Here is an 18363-nt window from a genome sequence, read left to right as displayed (position 1 = left end):
TTACCCATTGGGTAATTAACTTTTTATATTTTTTGTTTATACAAGAGAAAAACTCTCTTGTATAATTATTTTAATGCTACTAATCTTCTTCGTAAATATGCAATTTTATTTTGTAATGGTAAATGTTTTGGACAATGATCTTCACATGCCAATAAAGACATACAACCAAAGATACCGTTATCATCACCAACTAATTCATAAAAATCTTCAGCAGTTCTATTGTCATGTGGGTCAACTTCAAATCTTGCAATTCTATTTAATCCAACAGGACCGACAAAGTCTGGTCTCATAAGCATTGTTCCACAAGAAGCAACACAAATCCCACACTCAATACATCTGTCTAATTCAAATGTTTCATCTGCAACATCTGGATCGATTTTTTCTTCGATTTTTGCAATGTCTGGTTTGTGGTTAGTATGAATCCATGATTCAACTCTAGTAGACATAGCATCCATCCATTTACCAGTATTAACCGATAAATCTTTGATAAGTTCAAATGCAGGCATTGGAAGTAATGTTATAGTTCCTTCTGGATAATTAGCAATTAATGTTCTACACGCAAGTGCAGGTTTACCATTAACAACCATTCCACAAGATCCACAAATACCAGCTCTACATACGAAGTCAAAAGATAAATCTGCATCATATTCTTCTCTAATTTTCATTAGTGCAATAAAAAGAGTCATACCTGGTGTCTCTTCTAATTTGTACTCTACATAATGAGGCTTAGAAATTTTACTTCTTGGATTAAATTTAAGTACTTTAATAGTAACTTCTCTACCTTTTTGGTTACTCATTATTTATCTCCTGCTCTTTCATTTTTCTCTTTATAGTTCATTGGTAAATCAAATGACATAAGTGCATCTTGAATCTCATGCCTATCTTTACCTTCAGCTTGCATCTTTTCAGTTAATTCATCAACTTCTGCTTGTCTTTTTGCAGATAATTCATGCTCTATAATCATACCCTTAGCACCATAACCTCTAAATGCTGGAGGCATTTCCATAGTCATAATATCTAAGTCTTCATATGTTATAGTTGGCTGTGTATCATCATCACTTGGCCAAGAAGTCAATGTTCTGTTCAACCAGTTTGCATCATCTCTTTTAAGGTAATCTTCTCTATAGTGAGCACCTCTAGATTCTGTTCGCTCACGTCCACCCTTAGCAACACAAAGTGCAACTTTAAGCATTCTTGGAACTCTATAAGCTTCTTCTAACTCTGGGTTTCCAACTCTTTCTTTAGATTTTACATTGATTTGTTTTGTTTTCTTAAGTAACTCTTCTAATTCATCAACAGCTTCTGCTAATCCTGTACCATCTCTAAAGATACCTACTTTTTGATCCATTAGATTTTGCATTCTATTTTTGATTTTAAAGATATCTTCAGTACCTTCGTATTCTAAAATTTCATCTAAGTATTTGTCTTGTTTATCAAGTGCTTTTTGAACTGTTGCAGTTGGAATTGTTACATCATTTGCTAAACAGTAATCAGCAAAGTAGTTACCAATAATCATACCAGCAACAACTGTTTCAGAAACTGAGTTTCCTCCAAGTCTATTAAAACCATGCATATCCCAACATGCTGCTTCACCACAAGCAAATAAACCATTTAAGTTTTGAGACTCACCAGTTGGTTTTGTTCTAATTCCACCCATTGAATAATGTTGCATAGGAAGAACTGGTGCCCAACCTTTTGGACCTTCATCAGCTGGATCAATACCATTAAAGATTTGACAAATTTCTTGTACATCTCTTAAGTTTTTCTCAATATGTTCACGACCAAGAATAGAGATATCTAACCAAATATGATCACCATAAGGAGAAGGAACACCTTTTCCGTTTCTAATATGTTCAATCATTCTTCTTGAAACAACGTCTCTTGAAGCAAGTTCTTTTTTCTCAGGCTCATAGTCTGGCATAAATCTGTGACCATCAACATCTCTTAAGATTCCACCATCACCTCTACAACCTTCTGTTAATAAAATCCCAGATGGTACAATTGGAGTTGGGTGAAATTGTACAGCTTCCATATTTCCTAGAGTTGCAACTCCAGTTTCAAGTGCAATAGCAGCTCCAATACCTTCACAAATTACAGCATTTGTAGTTTGTTTAAATACTCTTCCATATCCACCAGTTGCTATACATGTACCTTTTGCAACATAAGCTTCTAATTCACCAGAAATTAGATCTCTAACGATTGCTCCATAACATCTTCCATCTTCATGAATAAGTGATAAAGCTTCTTTTCTATCCCTAATGTCAACTTCATGCTTCAATGCTTCATTTGCAACACCAAATAACATAGTATGTCCTGTTGCATCTGCAGTATAACATGTTCTCCATTTTTTAGTTCCACCAAAGTCTCTTGATGTAATTAATCCATGTCTATCTGAGTCTTCAGTAATAGTTGTTTTTTTAGCATTGATAACTGCTTCTCTTGAACCTTCTCGCACTCTAGTCCAAGGTACACCCCAACCAGCTAATTCTCTAATAGCTTTTGGTGCAGTATGTACGAACATTCTTGCAACTTCTTGGTCACATCCCCAATCCGAACCTTTTACAGTATCAGCAAAGTGTAAATCTTCATTATCACCATCTGACATTTTAGAGTTTCCTAAAGATGCTTGCATACCACCTTGTGCAGCAGCACTGTGAGATCTTTTAACTGGAACTAGTGATAAAACTACTGTACTTAAGCCTTTTTTTTGTGCAGCAACTGCAGCTCTAAGACCTGCTAATCCTCCACCAATAACTAATGCATCACAATAATTAATTTTCATTATGCCACTCTCCCATTATTTATTTTATATTCCATAACTTTTGCTGTTGGTGTATATCTTTCACCTGCTTTATCTGCGTGTTCCATACCAATTTTCATATAAGCAGCTAAAGTTGCAAAACCTAAAATCAAAAAGAAATAAGTTAAAGCTTTTTTATATGTTTTTAATCTTTTTCTTGAAGCTTTATGGTCTTTACCGTCAAACCAACCCCATTTAACAGCTAGTCTGTATAATCCAATTGTTCCATGGAATTCAACAGCTAATAATAAAAGAATATATAGTGGCCACATCCACTCAGACCAAACTCTATCAGAACTTGCATATGGACCAATTGCATCTGAATGTGTCATAATAATATAGATATGTATTGAACCTAAGAAGAACATAGCAAAACCTGTGAATGCTTGAATAAACCATAATTTAGTATCTTCATGTCCCATGTTATCTGCATGAGCTTTCATTACTTGATATTGTTTAAAATTTCCAGGTAACTTTCTCATACCCATAGCAGCATGTACAATAAATATTACAAAAATTACAAATGCTAAAATAGAAACTAATAATGGATTTCCTCCATCAAATATAAAACTAGCTTCAAAGAACTTTGTAACTGAATACATAAAATCTTTGCTAACTAAAATTGAAGACACCATAAACATGTGCCCCCACATAAAAAGTGCTAGAAATAATCCAGTTGCACTTTGAATATAATCAAGTTTTGCTGGAACTCTACTTTTTTTCCCCTCTACAGTCTTTCCTAAATAACCTTCTATTAGGTCACTCATTTGACATCCTTTCTGTTTGATTTAATTGGTTAATATTTAGAACTAAATATTCTCTTGAAAACATCGTAATATTATATCTAAGATAATCTTGAAGTATATATAAAATTGATGTATAAATAATGTCCTTGAACTGTACAAAAAATGTACATGTCAATAAAAAAAGCCCACAATGTGGGCTTTTAAAAAAGTGGTAGTGTAAAATATTTGTTAAACTAGATAGTAACAAATATTTTAGTAGTGTTTACTTTAGAAACAGTGATTCTATTGCTAGTTTAGAAACATCAATAATTGCATCAATATTTGGTGCAGGGAAGAAAAATACAACTGCTGAACCAATACCACCCCATACAACTAAAGCAGCTAAAAGTGCTACAACATATGTTGAAATTCTTTTGTCATTAAATCCTTCAGTTGCACAAGCAGCATTTGTTGGATAGAAGTACATCATTGCTATTAATCTAAAGTAGTAATAAACAGAAATGATTGTTGCTATAATTGCAAGAATTGTTAACGTTGCATAGCCTGCATTGATAGCTTCAGTAAATACATAAAACTTACCAATAAATCCTATTGTTGAAGGAATACCTGCAAGTGAGAATAAAAATATTGTCATTGCTGCTGCTAAAAAAGGTCTTTCATGTGCTAAACCTTTGAAGTCTTCATATGTAACTCTAACTTTTGTTTCAGAGATAATATGAGATATAAGTCCAAATGCACCAATTGCAGTTAAAAGGTACGAAATTAGGTAGAACATAATAGCATAAGCACTATCAATATTTTGTCCTAAAGCTATAAATGCTAATAAGATATAACCAGTATGAACAATTGAAGATGCAGCAAGCATTCTTTTTATGATTTTTTGAGTAATCGCAATCCATGTACCATATGCAAGTGTAAAGATAATTAGAACATATAAAATTGGATCCCAGAAGTTTTGGATTGTTGAGAATGTTTGTAAAAATGCTCTTAAAAATAGTGAAAAAATTGCTATTTTAAAAGTAGATGCCATATATGCAGTAACTAGCATAGGCGCACCTCTATATACATCTAAAACCCAAGATTGGAATGGGAATGCTGCAATTTTAAATAGGAATGTAAATAATAATAGAGTTAAACCAATATAGATTAGATTTAAATCACTTCCACTATGAGTTGTTATGTATGTAGCAATGTCATTTAAGTTTGTAGTTCCACTTACACCATAAATTAGTACAGCTCCTAATAGGAAAAATGCACCAATAAATGAACCTAAAACTAAGTATTTAAAAATCGCTTCAACTCTTTTACCATCTTCACTGTGAAATCCAACTAGGATATATACAGCAAATGATGCAATCTCTAAGGCAATATATGCAGTAATTAGTTCATTTGCATTTGCAAGTAACATCATACCAAATAGAGCAAACAATAATATAGAGAAAAATTCACCTTTAAAGTATGAGTGTTCATAAAAATAATGTTCACCAATTAAAACAATTAAAAGTGTTCCCGAAATTAATAATACACCAAAAAAGTTTGCGTAAGTATCAAATACTAAGGCATTGTTAAATATATCATTATAAGGTTTAGCTGAGTGTAAATCCCCAAAGTCAGAAATAGCAAAACCTAATGCTATAATTAAAAATATAGATGTAGTAGTAATGAAATGTTTAATTGTAAACTTCTCATACATACTCATAAACATTAATACAAGAGCACCTATAAGTACTGTTATATGTGGTACTAGATATAAGAATTCAGTCATTATTTCATCGCTCCAATCTTTAATATGTCATTTAAAAAGTGAGTTACTGTTGGCTCAAACTTATCAATGAATGGTTCTGGGTAAACACCCATTAAAAATACTAAGATAACCCATGGTGTTAAACCAATAATCTCTTTTATTTTAAGATCTCTCATAGTTCTTTGTTCACCTTGTCTATCTTGTAAAATAGCTCTTTGGAACATCCATAGCATATATGAAGCACCAATAATTACAGTAAGTGCAGAAATATAACCTAAGGTATGATTAAATTCATAAATTCCAAAAATAATTAATAACTCAGAAACGAATCCATTTGTTCCTGGTAATCCAACATTTGCAAATAACATAATTGCAAAAATAAAGGTAAATATTGGAGCTTTTTTTGCTATTCCACCTAAATCTGATATAGTTTTAAATTTTGATTCGTCATGCATAACACCAACAAGTAAAAATAGAGCACCTGTTGCTATTGCATGGGCAATAATTAAATATAAAGCCCCATTAATACCATAAGAGTTTAATGAAAAGATACCTGCAGCTATAAAACTTAAGTGAGATGCTGACGAGTAGGCAAACATTCTTTTAATATCATCTTGCATAAGTGCAGCAATTCCAAAATAGATTAAACCAAATAGTCCAATAAATACGAACCAAGTTGAATACTCTATATAAATCTCTGGAAAAATTGGAATCATAAATCTAACGATTGCATAAACCCCAAGTTTTGCCATGATAGAAGATAATAAGAAAACTGCACCAGTAGGAGCATTTTTATATGTATCCATAATCCACGTATGTAGTGGGAAAATTGGAATTTTTATACCAAAAGCAATAACAAATGATAAGAATAGATATACTTGTTCATTATATGACAAAGTTGTGATTTTTGTAAAGTCTGTATATTGAAAAGACCAAAAACCAAACTCATTAAAAAATGTAACACCAAGGTATAAGATACCTAAGAACATCAATAATGAACCTGCCATTGTATAAATAGTAACTTTTATAGTTGTAAATACTTTATCTCCAAAACCATTAATACCAATCATTAAAAATACTGGTAATAGCATAACTTCCCAGAAGAAGTAGAAAAGAATTACATCTAAAGATAATAATGCACCTGTTACACCTGTTTGCACAAGTAGCATATTTATCCAATAACCTTTTGTTCTACCTTCCCATAATAAAAGATAAGAAGTAGGAATTAAAATAGCAATAAGCATCAAAATAGTTAAAGAGAACCCATCAACACCAATATAGTAATTAATACCATATGTTTCAATCCAAGGAACATTTGTAATAAACTGCATACCTGAACTTGGTTCAAAATTAATATAGATTTTTAATACTAAAGCTAAAATAACTGTAGTAGTTAAAAATGCGATATTTCTAACTGATTCAACATTTGATGATGTAATCATCAAACCAAAGGCAACAACTGCTGGTAAAAATATAATAAATGATAAACTTTCTGCACTCATACTACAATCCTAACGAAATAAATAAATAAATGAAGATTGCACTCATACCAACAAGCATGAATAGACCATAGAATCTTACATTTGCATTTTGAAGTCTTCCAACTACTTTACCAAAGTTGATAAATTGGTTACAACTTCCCATGATGAAGTTATCAATGATTTTTTCATCTACAACTTTATCAATAAAAGTTGATAATTTTTTAACTGACTGAACAAAAACTTTGTCATAAAATTCATCAACATAGAATTTATTGGCAATAAGTCCTTCTTCACTTTCAGGTTTTGAAACATCAAAGTGTGCATACTTGTTATAAGCTGCTCCTATTCCTGATGCTGCAATAATAACTGATAATGCCATTAGTACATATTCTGTTGTATGACTCATATGTAACTCTTTTGAGTTAAGTTGAGCCAACCAAGTATCAACCATATGATGACCACCCAATGCTCCTGGTAGGTTTAAAAAACCTGCAGCGATTGCACCAACTGATAAAATTAAAAGTGGTAGTGTAATTGTTTTTGATGTATAAACATACTCTGTTTTTTTATTATTATTTGGAGCAACAAAAAGAATAAAATACATTCTAAACATATAAAATGCTGTTAAGAATGCTGTAAACATTCCAATTCCCCAAATAATATATTGACCTTCATGAAAAGCTGCACCTAGAATTGCATCTTTTGAAAAGAATCCAGAAAATGGAGGAATACCAGAAATTGCAATAACACCAACTAACATACAAAAACCAATAATAGGAGTGCTAACTCTATGTTGTGCCATCTTAAAGATATTTTGCTCATGATGTAGTGCCATAATCATACCACCAGCCGCCATGAACAGCATTGCCTTAAAGAAAGCATGTGTAAATACGTGGAATAGTCCAGTTGAATAAAAACCTAAACCAACACCTATAAACATATATCCCAATTGTGACATTGTAGAGTATGCAAGTATTTTCTTAATATCTTGTTGTTGAGTTGCAATAATAGCAGCTAGAAGTGCTGAAAATGCACCAATATAAGCAATAAATGTACCAATACCTTCGATATCTTCATAAAGGAAATGAAATCTTGCAACCATATAAACACCAGCTGTTACCATTGTAGCTGCATGAATAAGTGCTGAAATTGGCGTTGGTCCTGCCATCGCATCTGGAAGCCATGTATATAATGGAATCTGTGCTGATTTACCCATAGCTCCAACAAATAATAAGAAACCAGAAAGGATAAGTAACTCAGTAGAGGCATTATCTAAGTTTGCTTCAATTGATCCAAAAGATAAATTTCCTTGTCCAATTGCAAAAAATAGTGTTATAACACCTAAGATAAAACCAAAATCCCCAACTCTATTTACAATAAATGCTTTATTTGCTGCAAGAACGTTTTCTTTATCACCATAATAAAACTTAATTAATAGGTATGAACAAACTCCAACACCTTCCCATCCAATAAATAAAATAATTGGATTATCAGCTAAAACTAAAATCAACATTGATGCTAAAAATAGATTGAAGTAAGCGAAGAATTTACCAAAACCTTCATCTTTATGCATATAACCAACAGCATAAATATGAATTAAAGAACCAACAAAAGTAACAAACATAGCCATGAAAATAGATAAGTTATCACCTAATAATTTCATCTCAATTGTTAACTGGTCAACTTCTAACCAAGTGAAGATATTTTGGTGGTAAATAGTTCCATGTTTAACCATATCTAAAAAGATAATTAAGGTAAAGATAAAACCAATAATAGGAGCTATTGTCCCAGTTAAAGAAAATAGTCTTTGTGGTAAGGCTCTTTTTTTAATATTGTAGAAATAAAATCCACCATTTAATATAGCACCTAATAATGGAGCTAATATTATCCATACTAAAAGATCTGTATGCATTATTTTTCTCCTTGTTTTAGTGCTGTAAATAAATCAGTATCTAATGATTTTTTTGTTCTAAATAAAAGAATTATTACTGATAAGAAAATAGCAGCTTCTGCTGCAGCAATTGCTATAACCATTACTGTAATTACTTGAGGATCCATATTGAAATGGTATCTTGCAAAAGTAACTAAAAATAGATTTATTCCATTTAACATTAATTCAATTGACATATAAATTACAAAAATATTTCTTCTTGCAACTACTCCAATTGCACCAATTGAAAAAAGCATCATTGAAACAAATGCATATGATGTTAGTGATATCATGATTGGGTTCCTCTAGGTTTTTTTTTCTTAGCTAATACAACTGCACCAACCAATGCAACTAAAAGTAGTATTGAAATTAATTCAAATGAGATTAACCAGTTTTGGTATAAAAGCATACCAACTTCTTTTATGCCACCAAAATTAGTCTCTATTATTCCCATATCTCTTTGGGGTAGGGCAGAAACAGCTTTCAAAATTACTATATTAAGAGGTAATATAACTACTGCACCTATGATAATATTTTTGTACTTTTTAGGCTCATGAGGCATATCATGTTCATCAATATTAAGAAACATAAGTATAAATAGTAGAAGTGTCATAATTGCACCTGCATAAACTATTATTTGCACCATGAAAAGGAAAGTTGCACTTAGTAGTGCAAATAGACCAGATACTGCTAAAATTGAGATTAATAATCCAAGTGCTGCATACATAGGTTGTTTATGTGTTAGCATTGTAACTCCACCTGCTATTGCCATAAAACTCAAACCAATAAATAAAATATCAATCATCTGATAAATCCTTTGCTCTTTCGTTATTCATTAAGTATTTTTTATCTACTAAAAATTCATCTCTTGAACTTCCTGTAAAGCTAAAAATACCAGTATCCATTCTAATTGCATCACATGGACAAGCTTCAACACAGTATCCACAATATACACACTCTAAAAGGTCTATCTTAAACTCTTTTGGTCGTTTTTCTGCTTTTCCATCAAATCTCTCTTCTGCATCAATAAAGATACACTCAGCAGGGCATGCAGTTGCACACATATAACATGCAACACATTTTTCTGATTCATCTTCCCATTTTGTAAGTCTATGAACCCCTCTGTATCTCTCATTTGTAGCTACATCTGTTGGCTGTTCTTCTGGATACTGAATTGTTTTCAGCTTTGATACATCTTTTAAATTTTTTGTAAAGTGCCCAAAAGTTGTTTTCATACCACCCATAATAGCTGGCAGAAAAAGCTTATCTTTAAAAGTTTGACCTTGTCTTTTTATTATTTTAATACCCATTTTACATTCCTGTCAATACTATAACTGAAGCAGTTATAACAATATTTAATAGTGATAGTGGTAGTAAAATTTTCCAACCTAGCATTTGTAGTTGGTCATATCTAAATCTTAATAAAGTCCATCTAACCCACATAAACACAAATACCATCATCAGAAATTTTACTAAGAAAGTTACTACTTGAATTACAGCAACTGCAATACTTGAGCCATTTTCTCCTAAACCTGTAGCTAACAGGGCTCCTAAAGCTAAAAATGAAATTATACATATAGTCCAAAAAGCTTTTACTAAAATACCTGTTTCTTTTGATCTTGAATCACTTTTATCAGCCCAGTCATTATTCTTTTTAATCCATTTAGTAAAAATATAAATCTTAATAGGTAATAAAGCCATAAGTACAATAATGACAATGTCAATATTTGCTTTTAGTGTTTGCGTATCTAACCAAGGGATTTGATATCCACCAAAGAATAGTGTAACAATAATAGCAGATGCCCCTGCCATTGCTGCGAATTCTGATACTTGAAAAAGACCAAATCTCATTGCACTGTATTCTGTATGATAACCTGCAACAATTTCTGATTCACCTTCTGCAATATCAAAAGGAGTTCTATTTGTCTCTGCAAAAACACAAACTATAAAAATAACAGCTGCAAGAGGTTGCATAAGCACACCCCATGAAGGAATTATTCCAAAGAAAGTTCCACCTTGAAAATGTACAATCTCATTTAAATGAATTGAACCATAAGTTAATAACATAGATATAAGTGCTAATGCCATTGAAGCTTCATAAGAGATAACTTGAGCTGAAGCTCTAATTGCACCTAAAAGACCATATTTACTCCCTGAAGCATAACCACCTAAGATAACTCCATATACAGATAAACCTGCATATGCTAAAAACCACATAATACCTAGTTGCATTGGTAAGGCTTGCATTGCATAAGATTGTCCATCTATTACAACATTGTCCGCAAAAGGAATAACTGCAAATGTTAGGAAGTAACATACAAATACTATTGAAGGAGCAATAGTAAACATAAATTTATATTTAATATGCCCTGGAGTAAAGTCTTCTTTAAATACAAGTTTTAGCATATCTGCAATACTTTGGATTAAACCACCTAATCTCATTGGTCCAATATGACATCTATTTGGACCTGATCTATCTTGAATAAATCCAGCTATTCTTCTTTCCCACCACACAAAAACTGGCGTAAGACCAACTGCTAGTACTACAGCTAAAAGAATATTTACTATAATAACAACTATTGATGCTGTATTCATATATTTCCTTTTTCAATCATACTTTTTATAGTTTCAACTATTGATGATATTGTTTTTGCTTGCTTATCTCTATTTATTCCTGAGGCAACTTTTTGTTTTATTCCATCTACATTTATATAAGTACCACTCTTCTCATAAAAAGAGGCAGTTGGAATTGCAACATCAGATTTTTCAATAGTTTTTGCGTTGTTTGAAAAACATGAGATAACTTTTTTACCTGATAATAAATCTAAGTTGTCATCAAAATAGTTATTATCAAATACTACTACTAAAGATGCTGCATCAAAATAGTTTTTAAATGAAGCTTCGTCTTCATCTATATTTACTTCTTTAAAAGAGGCTCTATTTGCACTTTTATCATTTTTCTTTAGATAGTCATCACCAAATGTTTCATCTATATATTGAGGCGAGTATCCAGAAACATTTGCTTTAGCAGCACTTGCAAAAGCTTTTATGTTTTGCATCTCTTCTAAACATAGGTTTGGTCCTACCAAAAATAGTGCATTGTTATTTTTTGAAACTTCTGTATATAAAGAAGCAATTGCATTACTTGTAGTATCTTCTTTTTTGTTAACTAAAGCTGTTTCAAATCTATTTTCTTCTTCATTTTTATAAGATAATCTACCATAATCACACATGAAATAACCATTTACTTCTGCATTATTTCTTGGTCTAAATCTAAATATTTTATCATCTTCATACTTTTCTTTTCTATGGTCAACAAAGATATTACAACCCTTTGAACAGCCATTACAAATAGCATTAAATGACTCCATAAACCAAACTCTTTGTTTAAATCTAAAATCTTTTGAAGTTAAAGCACCAACAGGACATAAATCAACTACATTCATTGCATATGGATTACTTAAAGGACGTCCTGGGAAAGTACCAATAACTGAATGATCGGCTCTACTTATAACTCCTAGTTCATTTGTTCCAACTATATCTGAACAAAATCTAACACATCTAGTACAAAGAACACATCTCTCTTGGTCTAACATTACATTAGCACCTAAATCTTCTCTTTTTCTAGCATGATTTTTTTCTTCAACATTTACTCTAGATTCATAAAAGCCTGATTCCATATAAAAATCTTGTAGTTTACACTCTCCAGCTTGATCACAGGTAGGACAGTCAATTGGGTGATTTACAAGCTGTAATTCTAAAATGTCTTTTCTTACAGCCATAATATTGTCACTTGTTGTACTAACTTGCATACCCTCTTTTACAGGAGTATCACAGGCAATTTGAGGTCTCTTTTGTCCAGCGATTTCAACCATACACATTCTACAGTTTCCATCTTTCCCCAATGCTTTGTGATAGCAAAAATGAGGAATATGAATTTCTTCATCTAATAATTTATCAATTAAGAGACTTCCCTTTTCTGCCTCCATCTCCTGATCATTGATTATCAGTTTTACCATTTCGCTCATTTTAATAAATCCTCTTCATAGTTTATTGTCTTAATTATTTTCCAGTATATAACTGTCTTGGTCTAGCAATTTTAGCCGTTGGGTCTTGTTTTAATTCTGACCATTGTGCTAACCATCCTGGAGTTCTACCAATAACAAATATTGGTGTAAACATTGCAATTGGTATTCTAAGTGCTGTTAAAATTACCCCTGAATAGAAGTCAATATTTGGATATAACCCTCTTTGTTTAAAGTAATCATCACTTAATGCTGCCTCTTCAACTGCTGCTGCGATATCAAGTAATTTAGAATCAAGATTTAACTCTTCTCTTAATTTATCTTGTAATCCTTTTAATGCTTCAGCTCTTGGATCTCTATTTTTATAAACTCTGTGCCCAAATCCCATCAATCTAAATGGATCATTTTTATCTTTTGCTTTAGCAATATATGAAGGTACATTTTTAACATCACCAATCATTCTTAATTGATCCATTACTTTTTCATTTGCACCACCGTGTGCACTTCCCCATAATGCAGAAATACCAGAAGCGATTGCAACATAAGGGTGAGCTTCTGTTGAACCAACATTTCTAACAGTTGTTGTAGAAGCATTTTGCTCATGATCAGCATGTAAAGTGAAGATTGCATCTAAAGCATCAACTTCAACTTGTCTAATTTCATCACTTTTGCCATTTCCAAGGTTTTTCATTTTTCCACCAGGATATGCTCTTAACATATATAAGAAGTTTTCTGTGAAGTATTTATCTACATCTGGATAAATAAGTGGTGTACCAATAGAATTTCTATATGCCATTGCAGCAATAGTAGGCATTTTTGCTAAGATTCTTCTTCTCATCATTTTGAATTGTTCTTCATCTTCTAAATGTAAGTGATCTTTATAAAATGCAGCTAGAGCCATTGTCGCAGCTCCCATTGTTGCCATTGGGTGAGCACCATCTGGAAGGGCATCAAATAATCTAATAATACCTTCATTTAAAAATGATCTGTGTCTAATTTCTAAATCAAAGTTTTTTGAAGCTTGTTCAGTTGGTAATTGACCTCTCATAAGAAGATAAGATACATCCATAAAAGAGTGTTTTCCAGCTAAATCGGCTATATCATAACCTCTATATCTTAACTCAGAATTTTCACCATCAATGAAAGTAATTTTAGAATCACAAGATGCAGTTGATGTATATCCAGGGTCATACGTAAACATTCCTGTATCTTTGTAAAATGATCTAATATCAACTACGCTAGGTCCTCTCGTACCATCCATAACATTATATTCATAAGTGTTACCATTTCTATTATCTGTTAATGTAAATGTATTCTTCGCCATATTCTCTCCTTATATTTTTAATTTACACTTGTTTTTTCAATTAATTCAACAAATTCATGTCTGTATTTTTGAACAATACTTTTAATAATATCTTTTACAGCTGGTGCAAATACACAAACAGTTTTACCGTTCATAGTTTCACAAACATCCAAAATAGTATTTAAATCTTCTTGTTTACCAAGGCCTTCTAATAAATCTCTTAAAATCTTATCAATCCAACCTGTACCTTCTCTACATGGTGTACATTGACCACAAGATTCATGGTGATAAAATTCAATTAAATTTTTTGCCACATCAACCATAGAGACACCTTCTGGAATAATCATCATTCCACCAGTTCCTAAAGTTGAACCAATATCCCACATAGATTCATAATCTAAATAAGCTTTTTCAACTTCCTCAGCCGTTAAAATTGGACAAGATGCTCCTCCAGGGATAACAGCTTTTAATTTAAGCCCATCTTGCATTCCACCACCGATTTTTTCAATTACTTCAGTCATTTTACAACCATATTGTAACTCATAAACACCAGGGTTTTTAACAGGACCACTCATTGCAAATAGCATAGTTCCTGGAGCTTTCTCTGTTCCATATTTTGTATATGATTCATAACCATTTTCAACGATATTTGGAACTGATGCAATTGTTTCAACATTGTTTACAGTTGCTGGCATATCATAGAACCATTCACACTCTTTACCGTGTGGTTTAAGTCTTGGGTGGCCTCTTTTACCTTCAATTGATTCTATAAGTGCAGACTTTTCACCACAAATATATGCTCCACCACCTCTGTGAACTGTGATATTAACTCTAAAGTCATATTTATTCATAACTTTAGGTCCAATAATTCCAGCTTCATAGGCTTCATCTATTGCATTATTTAGTTGATCAATAAAGAATTTATATTCGCCTCTAATATAGATGTATGCATCATGTGCACCAATTGCATAACATGAACAAATAATTCCCTCGATTAAAAGATGCGGGTCATATTGAAAAATTTGTCTATCTTTAAAAGTTCCTGGTTCTGATTCATCACCATTACAAATTAAGTATCTTGGTCTTTCATCAACTGGAGGCATAAGTTTCCATTTAGGTCCACAAGCTGCACCTCCACCACCTTTTCCTCTTAATCCTGATTTGCAAACTTCTTCTGTAACATCTTCTGGTTTCATAGTAAAAAGTTTGTCTATAGATGAATATCTTCCATTTTTTAATGCAACTTCTAACTTATGTGAATTAGGAAGGTCAAAGTTCTTACTTACTATTTTTACAATCATATCATTCGCAGCCATTATTTACACTCCTCAATGATTTTTTTAAGTTTGTCAACAGTTAAGTTTTCATGGTAAGTGTGATTTAATGCAATCATTGGAGCACCACCACAAGCTCCTTGACACTCAACTTCACTTAAGTGAAATTTACCATCAGCACTTGTTTGTCCTGGTTCGATTCCTAATGTATCTTTGATAAACTTTTTAAGGTTATTTGCTCCCATTACCATACATGATAATGTTTTACATAACTCTATATGATATGTTCCAATTGGCTTTAGATTAAACATTGTATAAAATGTTGCAAACTCATAAACTTCAATAGGTTGTTTACCTATTTTATCAGCTACAAAAATCATAGCTTCAGGACTAACCCATCCCTCTTGTTCTTGAACTAACCACAATGCTGGTAGCATCATTGCATCAATTTTTGGATATTTTTTAGCTGTTTCTTGGAACTTTTCTTCATTTTCTTTTGTATATTGAAATTTTGCCATTATCTATCAAACTCCCCTGCAATAAAGTTCATTGATGCCATTGTAATAACTGCATCAGCTAACATTGAATTTTCTACGATTTTTGAATATGCTGCAAGTGCATAGAAACTAGGTGGTCTACATTTTACTTTATAAGGTGTACCTGTTCCATCACTTGTAATATGGAAACCTAACTCACCATTTCCACCTTCAGTAAATCCATAGTATTCACCTTTTGGAACTTTAATACCTTCAAAAGTAAGTTTAAATTGATTCATTAAACCTTCGATATTTCCATAAACATCTTTTTTTGCAGGTAAAAATATTCCTGGGGCTCCAACATTAATAGGACCATCTGGCATCTCTTTCATAGCTTGTTCAATGATTCTAATAGATTGTTTCATCTCTTCAAATCTACACATAAATCTATCATAAACATCACCATGAGAACCAACTACAACATCAAAATCAAAGTTTTCATAACCGTAATAAGGTTTGTCTTTTCTTAAATCAAAAGGAACACCTGCTGCTCTTAAGTTTGGACCTGTAATTCCAGCACTTAAAGCAAATTCTGCATTTATAACACCAACATCTTGTGTTCTATCTTGGAATATTCTATTTCTTTCAACTAATGATAAAGCATCATCAATTGCTTTTTCTACATCTCTTAAAACTTCATTTAAGTCAGCTTCAAAACCATCATATAAATCAAATTCTAAACCACCAATTCTTGTATAAGTGTTAGTTAATCTAGCACCTGTAAGTTTTGATAAAATATCATAAGCTTTGTCTCTTGGAGCAAAAAGATACCAATAGTTTGTTAAACCACCCATATCAACCATATTTGCTGCATTACAAACAAGGTGGTCAGTTATTCTACTTAATTCCCCAATTACAATTCTTATCATTTTTGCTCTTGGTGTAATATCTATGCCTAACATATCTTCAACTGCTTTTGCATATCCAACATTATTTAAAATTGCTGAACAGTAATTAAGTCTGTCTGTATATGGAATAGCTTGAGAATAAGTATGTGTTTCACAGGCTTTCTCAAAACCTCTATGTAAGTAACCTATCTCAGTTACACAGGCAGTGATCGTTTCACCTTCCATTGCAACAAAGTTTCTAATTGTACCATGAGATGCAGGGTGAGAAGGACCAACATTTAATAACATAAGTTCTTCTAAACTTGTCTCACTATGACCTTTTGATTTAAGTAAAGGAATCATTTCATCCATTAAATCCTCAGTTTCAGTACAAATTTGTCCATCAGTAATATTGTAATCTTTTCTTAATGGATATCCAACAAATTGATGATGATTTAAAACTCTTTTCATATTTGGATGACCAATGAAGTTAATTCCATATTGGTCAAAAGTTTCTCGCTCAGCCCAATTTGCAGCTTCATATAAATCACTTAAAGTATCTACATTTAAGTTGTCATCAGCAACATATGCTTTTATAACAAGTTGTTTTTTGAAAGTTTTATCTCTTAATATATAGATAAGAGCAAATCTTGAAGGAGTTACATCTGGATATTTTAAGTAATCAATTGCTGTGATATCAAGAAGCAAATTATACCCTTCCTCATCTTTTAGTTTTTTGATAGTTGACTTAATCTCATTTTGTGAAATTAACATATCTGGTTTAAGCATCAAGGATTCCTTTGAACTCTTTTACTCTATCTACAATAATAGATTCATTTTGAGCTTTTTTCTGTATATTCATAATTGCATCTAGTACAGCTTCAGGTCTTGGCGGACAACCTGAAACATATTCATCAACAGGAATAATTGCATCAATTCCTTGTAAAGTTGTGTAGTTATCATAAAAACCACCAGAACTTGCACATGCTCCCATTGATATAACCCATTTAGGCTCACACATTTGATCATAAATCTTTTTTAATACAGGTGCTTGTTTATATGTAATAGTACCTGCAACAATTAGCAAGTCAGCTTGTCTTGGAGAAAACCTTACAACCTCTGCCCCAAATCTTGATACATCATATTTTGCTGCTGCAACTGACATAAACTCAATCCCACAACATGCTGTACCAAATACCATAGGCCATAAGGAATATGATCTTGCCCAGTTAACTGCTTTGTCAAGTCTTGTTGTGATTATTGAATCACCTAATATTGATTCTGCTCCTAGTCCCATGATAATGCCTTTTTCTTATAGATGTAAATCAAACCTGCAAATAACAATCCCATAAACATAAACATTTCAAATAGTCCTAAGAACCCTAACTCTCTAATATTTACAGCCCATGGAAACATGAAAATTATCTCGACATCAAATAGTACAAATAAAATTGCTACTAAATAGAATTTGATACTAAACCTAAGTTTAGTTCCACCAACTGGGTTACTTACCCCAGATTCATAAACGGTATTTTTTGATTTACCCTCTTTGTTTTGAGGTCCAACAAATTTTGAAAGTATAAATATTGATACAACTACAATACCTATTACAATAAAAATTGTTGCTGACAATAATAGTTCATTTGACATGCTTAATCCATTTCATAATAATATGTAGAATGATTGTACACTAACTT

General features: G+C 31.9%; 17 protein-coding genes. All 17 read right to left on the bottom strand.

Translation table 11 applies throughout. The annotated features are described in order from the left end of the window. Positions 1-65: 65 nt before the first annotated feature. A complete protein-coding gene (locus ACNI28_RS04270) occupies positions 66-797 on the bottom strand; it encodes a fumarate reductase iron-sulfur subunit (RefSeq protein ID WP_419765826.1) in 732 nt (243 codons plus the stop codon). After that, positions 797-2782, bottom strand: coding sequence for a fumarate reductase flavoprotein subunit (locus ACNI28_RS04265; protein ID WP_419765824.1), 1986 nt, complete (start codon positions 2780-2782; stop codon positions 797-799). Before ACNI28_RS04265 ends, ACNI28_RS04270 begins: the two co-directional genes overlap by 1 nt. Beyond that, positions 2782-3567 (bottom strand): fumarate reductase cytochrome b subunit, encoded by a 786-nt coding sequence (locus tag ACNI28_RS04260; RefSeq protein WP_419765822.1) that lies wholly within the window; start codon positions 3565-3567, stop codon positions 2782-2784. The genes ACNI28_RS04265 and ACNI28_RS04260 overlap by 1 nt, the downstream gene beginning before the upstream one ends. Before the next feature lie 241 nt (positions 3568-3808). Further along, positions 3809-5311 carry an NADH-quinone oxidoreductase subunit N gene (locus ACNI28_RS04255; RefSeq protein WP_419765820.1) on the bottom strand — a complete coding sequence of 501 codons (1503 nt, stop codon included), beginning with the start codon at positions 5309-5311 and terminating at the stop codon, positions 3809-3811. Then, a complete protein-coding gene (locus tag ACNI28_RS04250; RefSeq protein WP_419765818.1) occupies positions 5311-6792 on the bottom strand; it encodes a complex I subunit 4 family protein in 1482 nt (493 codons plus the stop codon). The genes ACNI28_RS04255 and ACNI28_RS04250 overlap by 1 nt, the downstream gene beginning before the upstream one ends. Position 6793: 1 nt before the next feature. Beyond that, complete coding sequence (gene nuoL / locus ACNI28_RS04245; RefSeq protein ID WP_419765816.1) at positions 6794-8683, bottom strand: NADH-quinone oxidoreductase subunit L; 1890 nt, start codon at positions 8681-8683, stop codon at positions 6794-6796. Further along, positions 8683-8994: an NADH-quinone oxidoreductase subunit NuoK gene (nuoK, locus tag ACNI28_RS04240; RefSeq protein ID WP_298751233.1), complete on the bottom strand. Its 312-nt coding sequence runs from the start codon at positions 8992-8994 to the stop codon at positions 8683-8685. Before nuoK ends, nuoL begins: the two co-directional genes overlap by 1 nt. Further along, on the bottom strand, positions 8991-9506 hold the full coding sequence (locus tag ACNI28_RS04235; RefSeq protein WP_419765814.1) for an NADH-quinone oxidoreductase subunit J family protein: 516 nt from the start codon (positions 9504-9506) through the stop codon (positions 8991-8993). Before ACNI28_RS04235 ends, nuoK begins: the two co-directional genes overlap by 4 nt. Next, complete coding sequence (locus ACNI28_RS04230) at positions 9499-10011, bottom strand: NuoI/complex I 23 kDa subunit family protein (RefSeq protein WP_419765812.1); 513 nt, start codon at positions 10009-10011, stop codon at positions 9499-9501. The genes ACNI28_RS04235 and ACNI28_RS04230 overlap by 8 nt, the downstream gene beginning before the upstream one ends. Before the next feature lies 1 nt (position 10012). After that, positions 10013-11296, bottom strand: a complete 1284-nt coding sequence (locus ACNI28_RS04225; RefSeq protein WP_419765810.1) for a complex I subunit 1/NuoH family protein — start codon at positions 11294-11296, stop codon at positions 10013-10015. Next, the gene (locus ACNI28_RS04220) at positions 11293-12729 is read right to left on the bottom strand and encodes an NADH-quinone oxidoreductase subunit G (protein WP_419765809.1); all 1437 of its coding nucleotides are present in this window, start codon (positions 12727-12729) and stop codon (positions 11293-11295) included. Before ACNI28_RS04220 ends, ACNI28_RS04225 begins: the two co-directional genes overlap by 4 nt. Before the next feature lie 34 nt (positions 12730-12763). Further along, on the bottom strand, positions 12764-14050 hold the full coding sequence (locus tag ACNI28_RS04215; RefSeq protein ID WP_419765807.1) for a citrate synthase: 1287 nt from the start codon (positions 14048-14050) through the stop codon (positions 12764-12766). A gap of 17 nt (positions 14051-14067) precedes the next feature. Next, on the bottom strand, positions 14068-15330 hold the full coding sequence (gene nuoF / locus ACNI28_RS04210) for an NADH-quinone oxidoreductase subunit NuoF (RefSeq protein ID WP_419766448.1): 1263 nt from the start codon (positions 15328-15330) through the stop codon (positions 14068-14070). A gap of 14 nt (positions 15331-15344) precedes the next feature. Further along, positions 15345-15821, bottom strand: coding sequence for an NADH-quinone oxidoreductase subunit NuoE family protein (locus tag ACNI28_RS04205; protein ID WP_419765805.1), 477 nt, complete (start codon positions 15819-15821; stop codon positions 15345-15347). Beyond that, positions 15821-17455, bottom strand: coding sequence for an NADH-quinone oxidoreductase subunit D (locus ACNI28_RS04200; RefSeq protein ID WP_419765803.1), 1635 nt, complete (start codon positions 17453-17455; stop codon positions 15821-15823). Before ACNI28_RS04200 ends, ACNI28_RS04205 begins: the two co-directional genes overlap by 1 nt. Next, positions 17448-17963, bottom strand: a complete 516-nt coding sequence (locus tag ACNI28_RS04195; RefSeq protein ID WP_419765801.1) for an NADH-quinone oxidoreductase subunit B — start codon at positions 17961-17963, stop codon at positions 17448-17450. Before ACNI28_RS04195 ends, ACNI28_RS04200 begins: the two co-directional genes overlap by 8 nt. Then, the gene (locus ACNI28_RS04190; protein WP_419765799.1) at positions 17954-18316 is read right to left on the bottom strand and encodes an NADH-quinone oxidoreductase subunit A; all 363 of its coding nucleotides are present in this window, start codon (positions 18314-18316) and stop codon (positions 17954-17956) included. Before ACNI28_RS04190 ends, ACNI28_RS04195 begins: the two co-directional genes overlap by 10 nt. Between the last annotated feature and the right edge of the window lie 47 nt (positions 18317-18363).

The organism is Arcobacter denitrificans (SeqCode) (assembly GCF_048571185.1).
In the GTDB taxonomy this organism is placed as follows: Bacteria; Campylobacterota; Campylobacteria; order Campylobacterales; family Arcobacteraceae; genus Arcobacter; species Arcobacter denitrificans.
The sequence above is the reverse complement of the archived record's forward strand: the minus strand, read 5'-3'. Positions and strand labels throughout refer to the sequence as shown.

Coding starts and splice junctions, on each gene's coding strand:
- ACNI28_RS04270 (WP_419765826.1), bottom strand. CDS start 797: ATGAGTAACCAAAAAGGTAGAGAAGTTACTATTAAAGTACTTAAATTT.
- ACNI28_RS04265 (WP_419765824.1), bottom strand. CDS start 2,782: ATGAAAATTAATTATTGTGATGCATTAGTTATTGGTGGAGGATTAGCA.
- ACNI28_RS04260 (WP_419765822.1), bottom strand. CDS start 3,567: ATGAGTGACCTAATAGAAGGTTATTTAGGAAAGACTGTAGAGGGGAAA.
- ACNI28_RS04255 (WP_419765820.1), bottom strand. CDS start 5,311: ATGACTGAATTCTTATATCTAGTACCACATATAACAGTACTTATAGGT.
- ACNI28_RS04250 (WP_419765818.1), bottom strand. CDS start 6,792: ATGAGTGCAGAAAGTTTATCATTTATTATATTTTTACCAGCAGTTGTT.
- nuoL (WP_419765816.1), bottom strand. CDS start 8,683: ATGCATACAGATCTTTTAGTATGGATAATATTAGCTCCATTATTAGGT.
- nuoK (WP_298751233.1), bottom strand. CDS start 8,994: ATGATATCACTAACATCATATGCATTTGTTTCAATGATGCTTTTTTCA.
- ACNI28_RS04235 (WP_419765814.1), bottom strand. CDS start 9,506: ATGATTGATATTTTATTTATTGGTTTGAGTTTTATGGCAATAGCAGGT.
- ACNI28_RS04230 (WP_419765812.1), bottom strand. CDS start 10,011: ATGGGTATTAAAATAATAAAAAGACAAGGTCAAACTTTTAAAGATAAG.
- ACNI28_RS04225 (WP_419765810.1), bottom strand. CDS start 11,296: ATGAATACAGCATCAATAGTTGTTATTATAGTAAATATTCTTTTAGCT.
- ACNI28_RS04220 (WP_419765809.1), bottom strand. CDS start 12,729: ATGAGCGAAATGGTAAAACTGATAATCAATGATCAGGAGATGGAGGCA.
- ACNI28_RS04215 (WP_419765807.1), bottom strand. CDS start 14,050: ATGGCGAAGAATACATTTACATTAACAGATAATAGAAATGGTAACACT.
- nuoF (WP_419766448.1), bottom strand. CDS start 15,330: ATGATTGTAAAAATAGTAAGTAAGAACTTTGACCTTCCTAATTCACAT.
- ACNI28_RS04205 (WP_419765805.1), bottom strand. CDS start 15,821: ATGGCAAAATTTCAATATACAAAAGAAAATGAAGAAAAGTTCCAAGAA.
- ACNI28_RS04200 (WP_419765803.1), bottom strand. CDS start 17,455: ATGCTTAAACCAGATATGTTAATTTCACAAAATGAGATTAAGTCAACT.
- ACNI28_RS04195 (WP_419765801.1), bottom strand. CDS start 17,963: ATGGGACTAGGAGCAGAATCAATATTAGGTGATTCAATAATCACAACA.
- ACNI28_RS04190 (WP_419765799.1), bottom strand. CDS start 18,316: ATGTCAAATGAACTATTATTGTCAGCAACAATTTTTATTGTAATAGGT.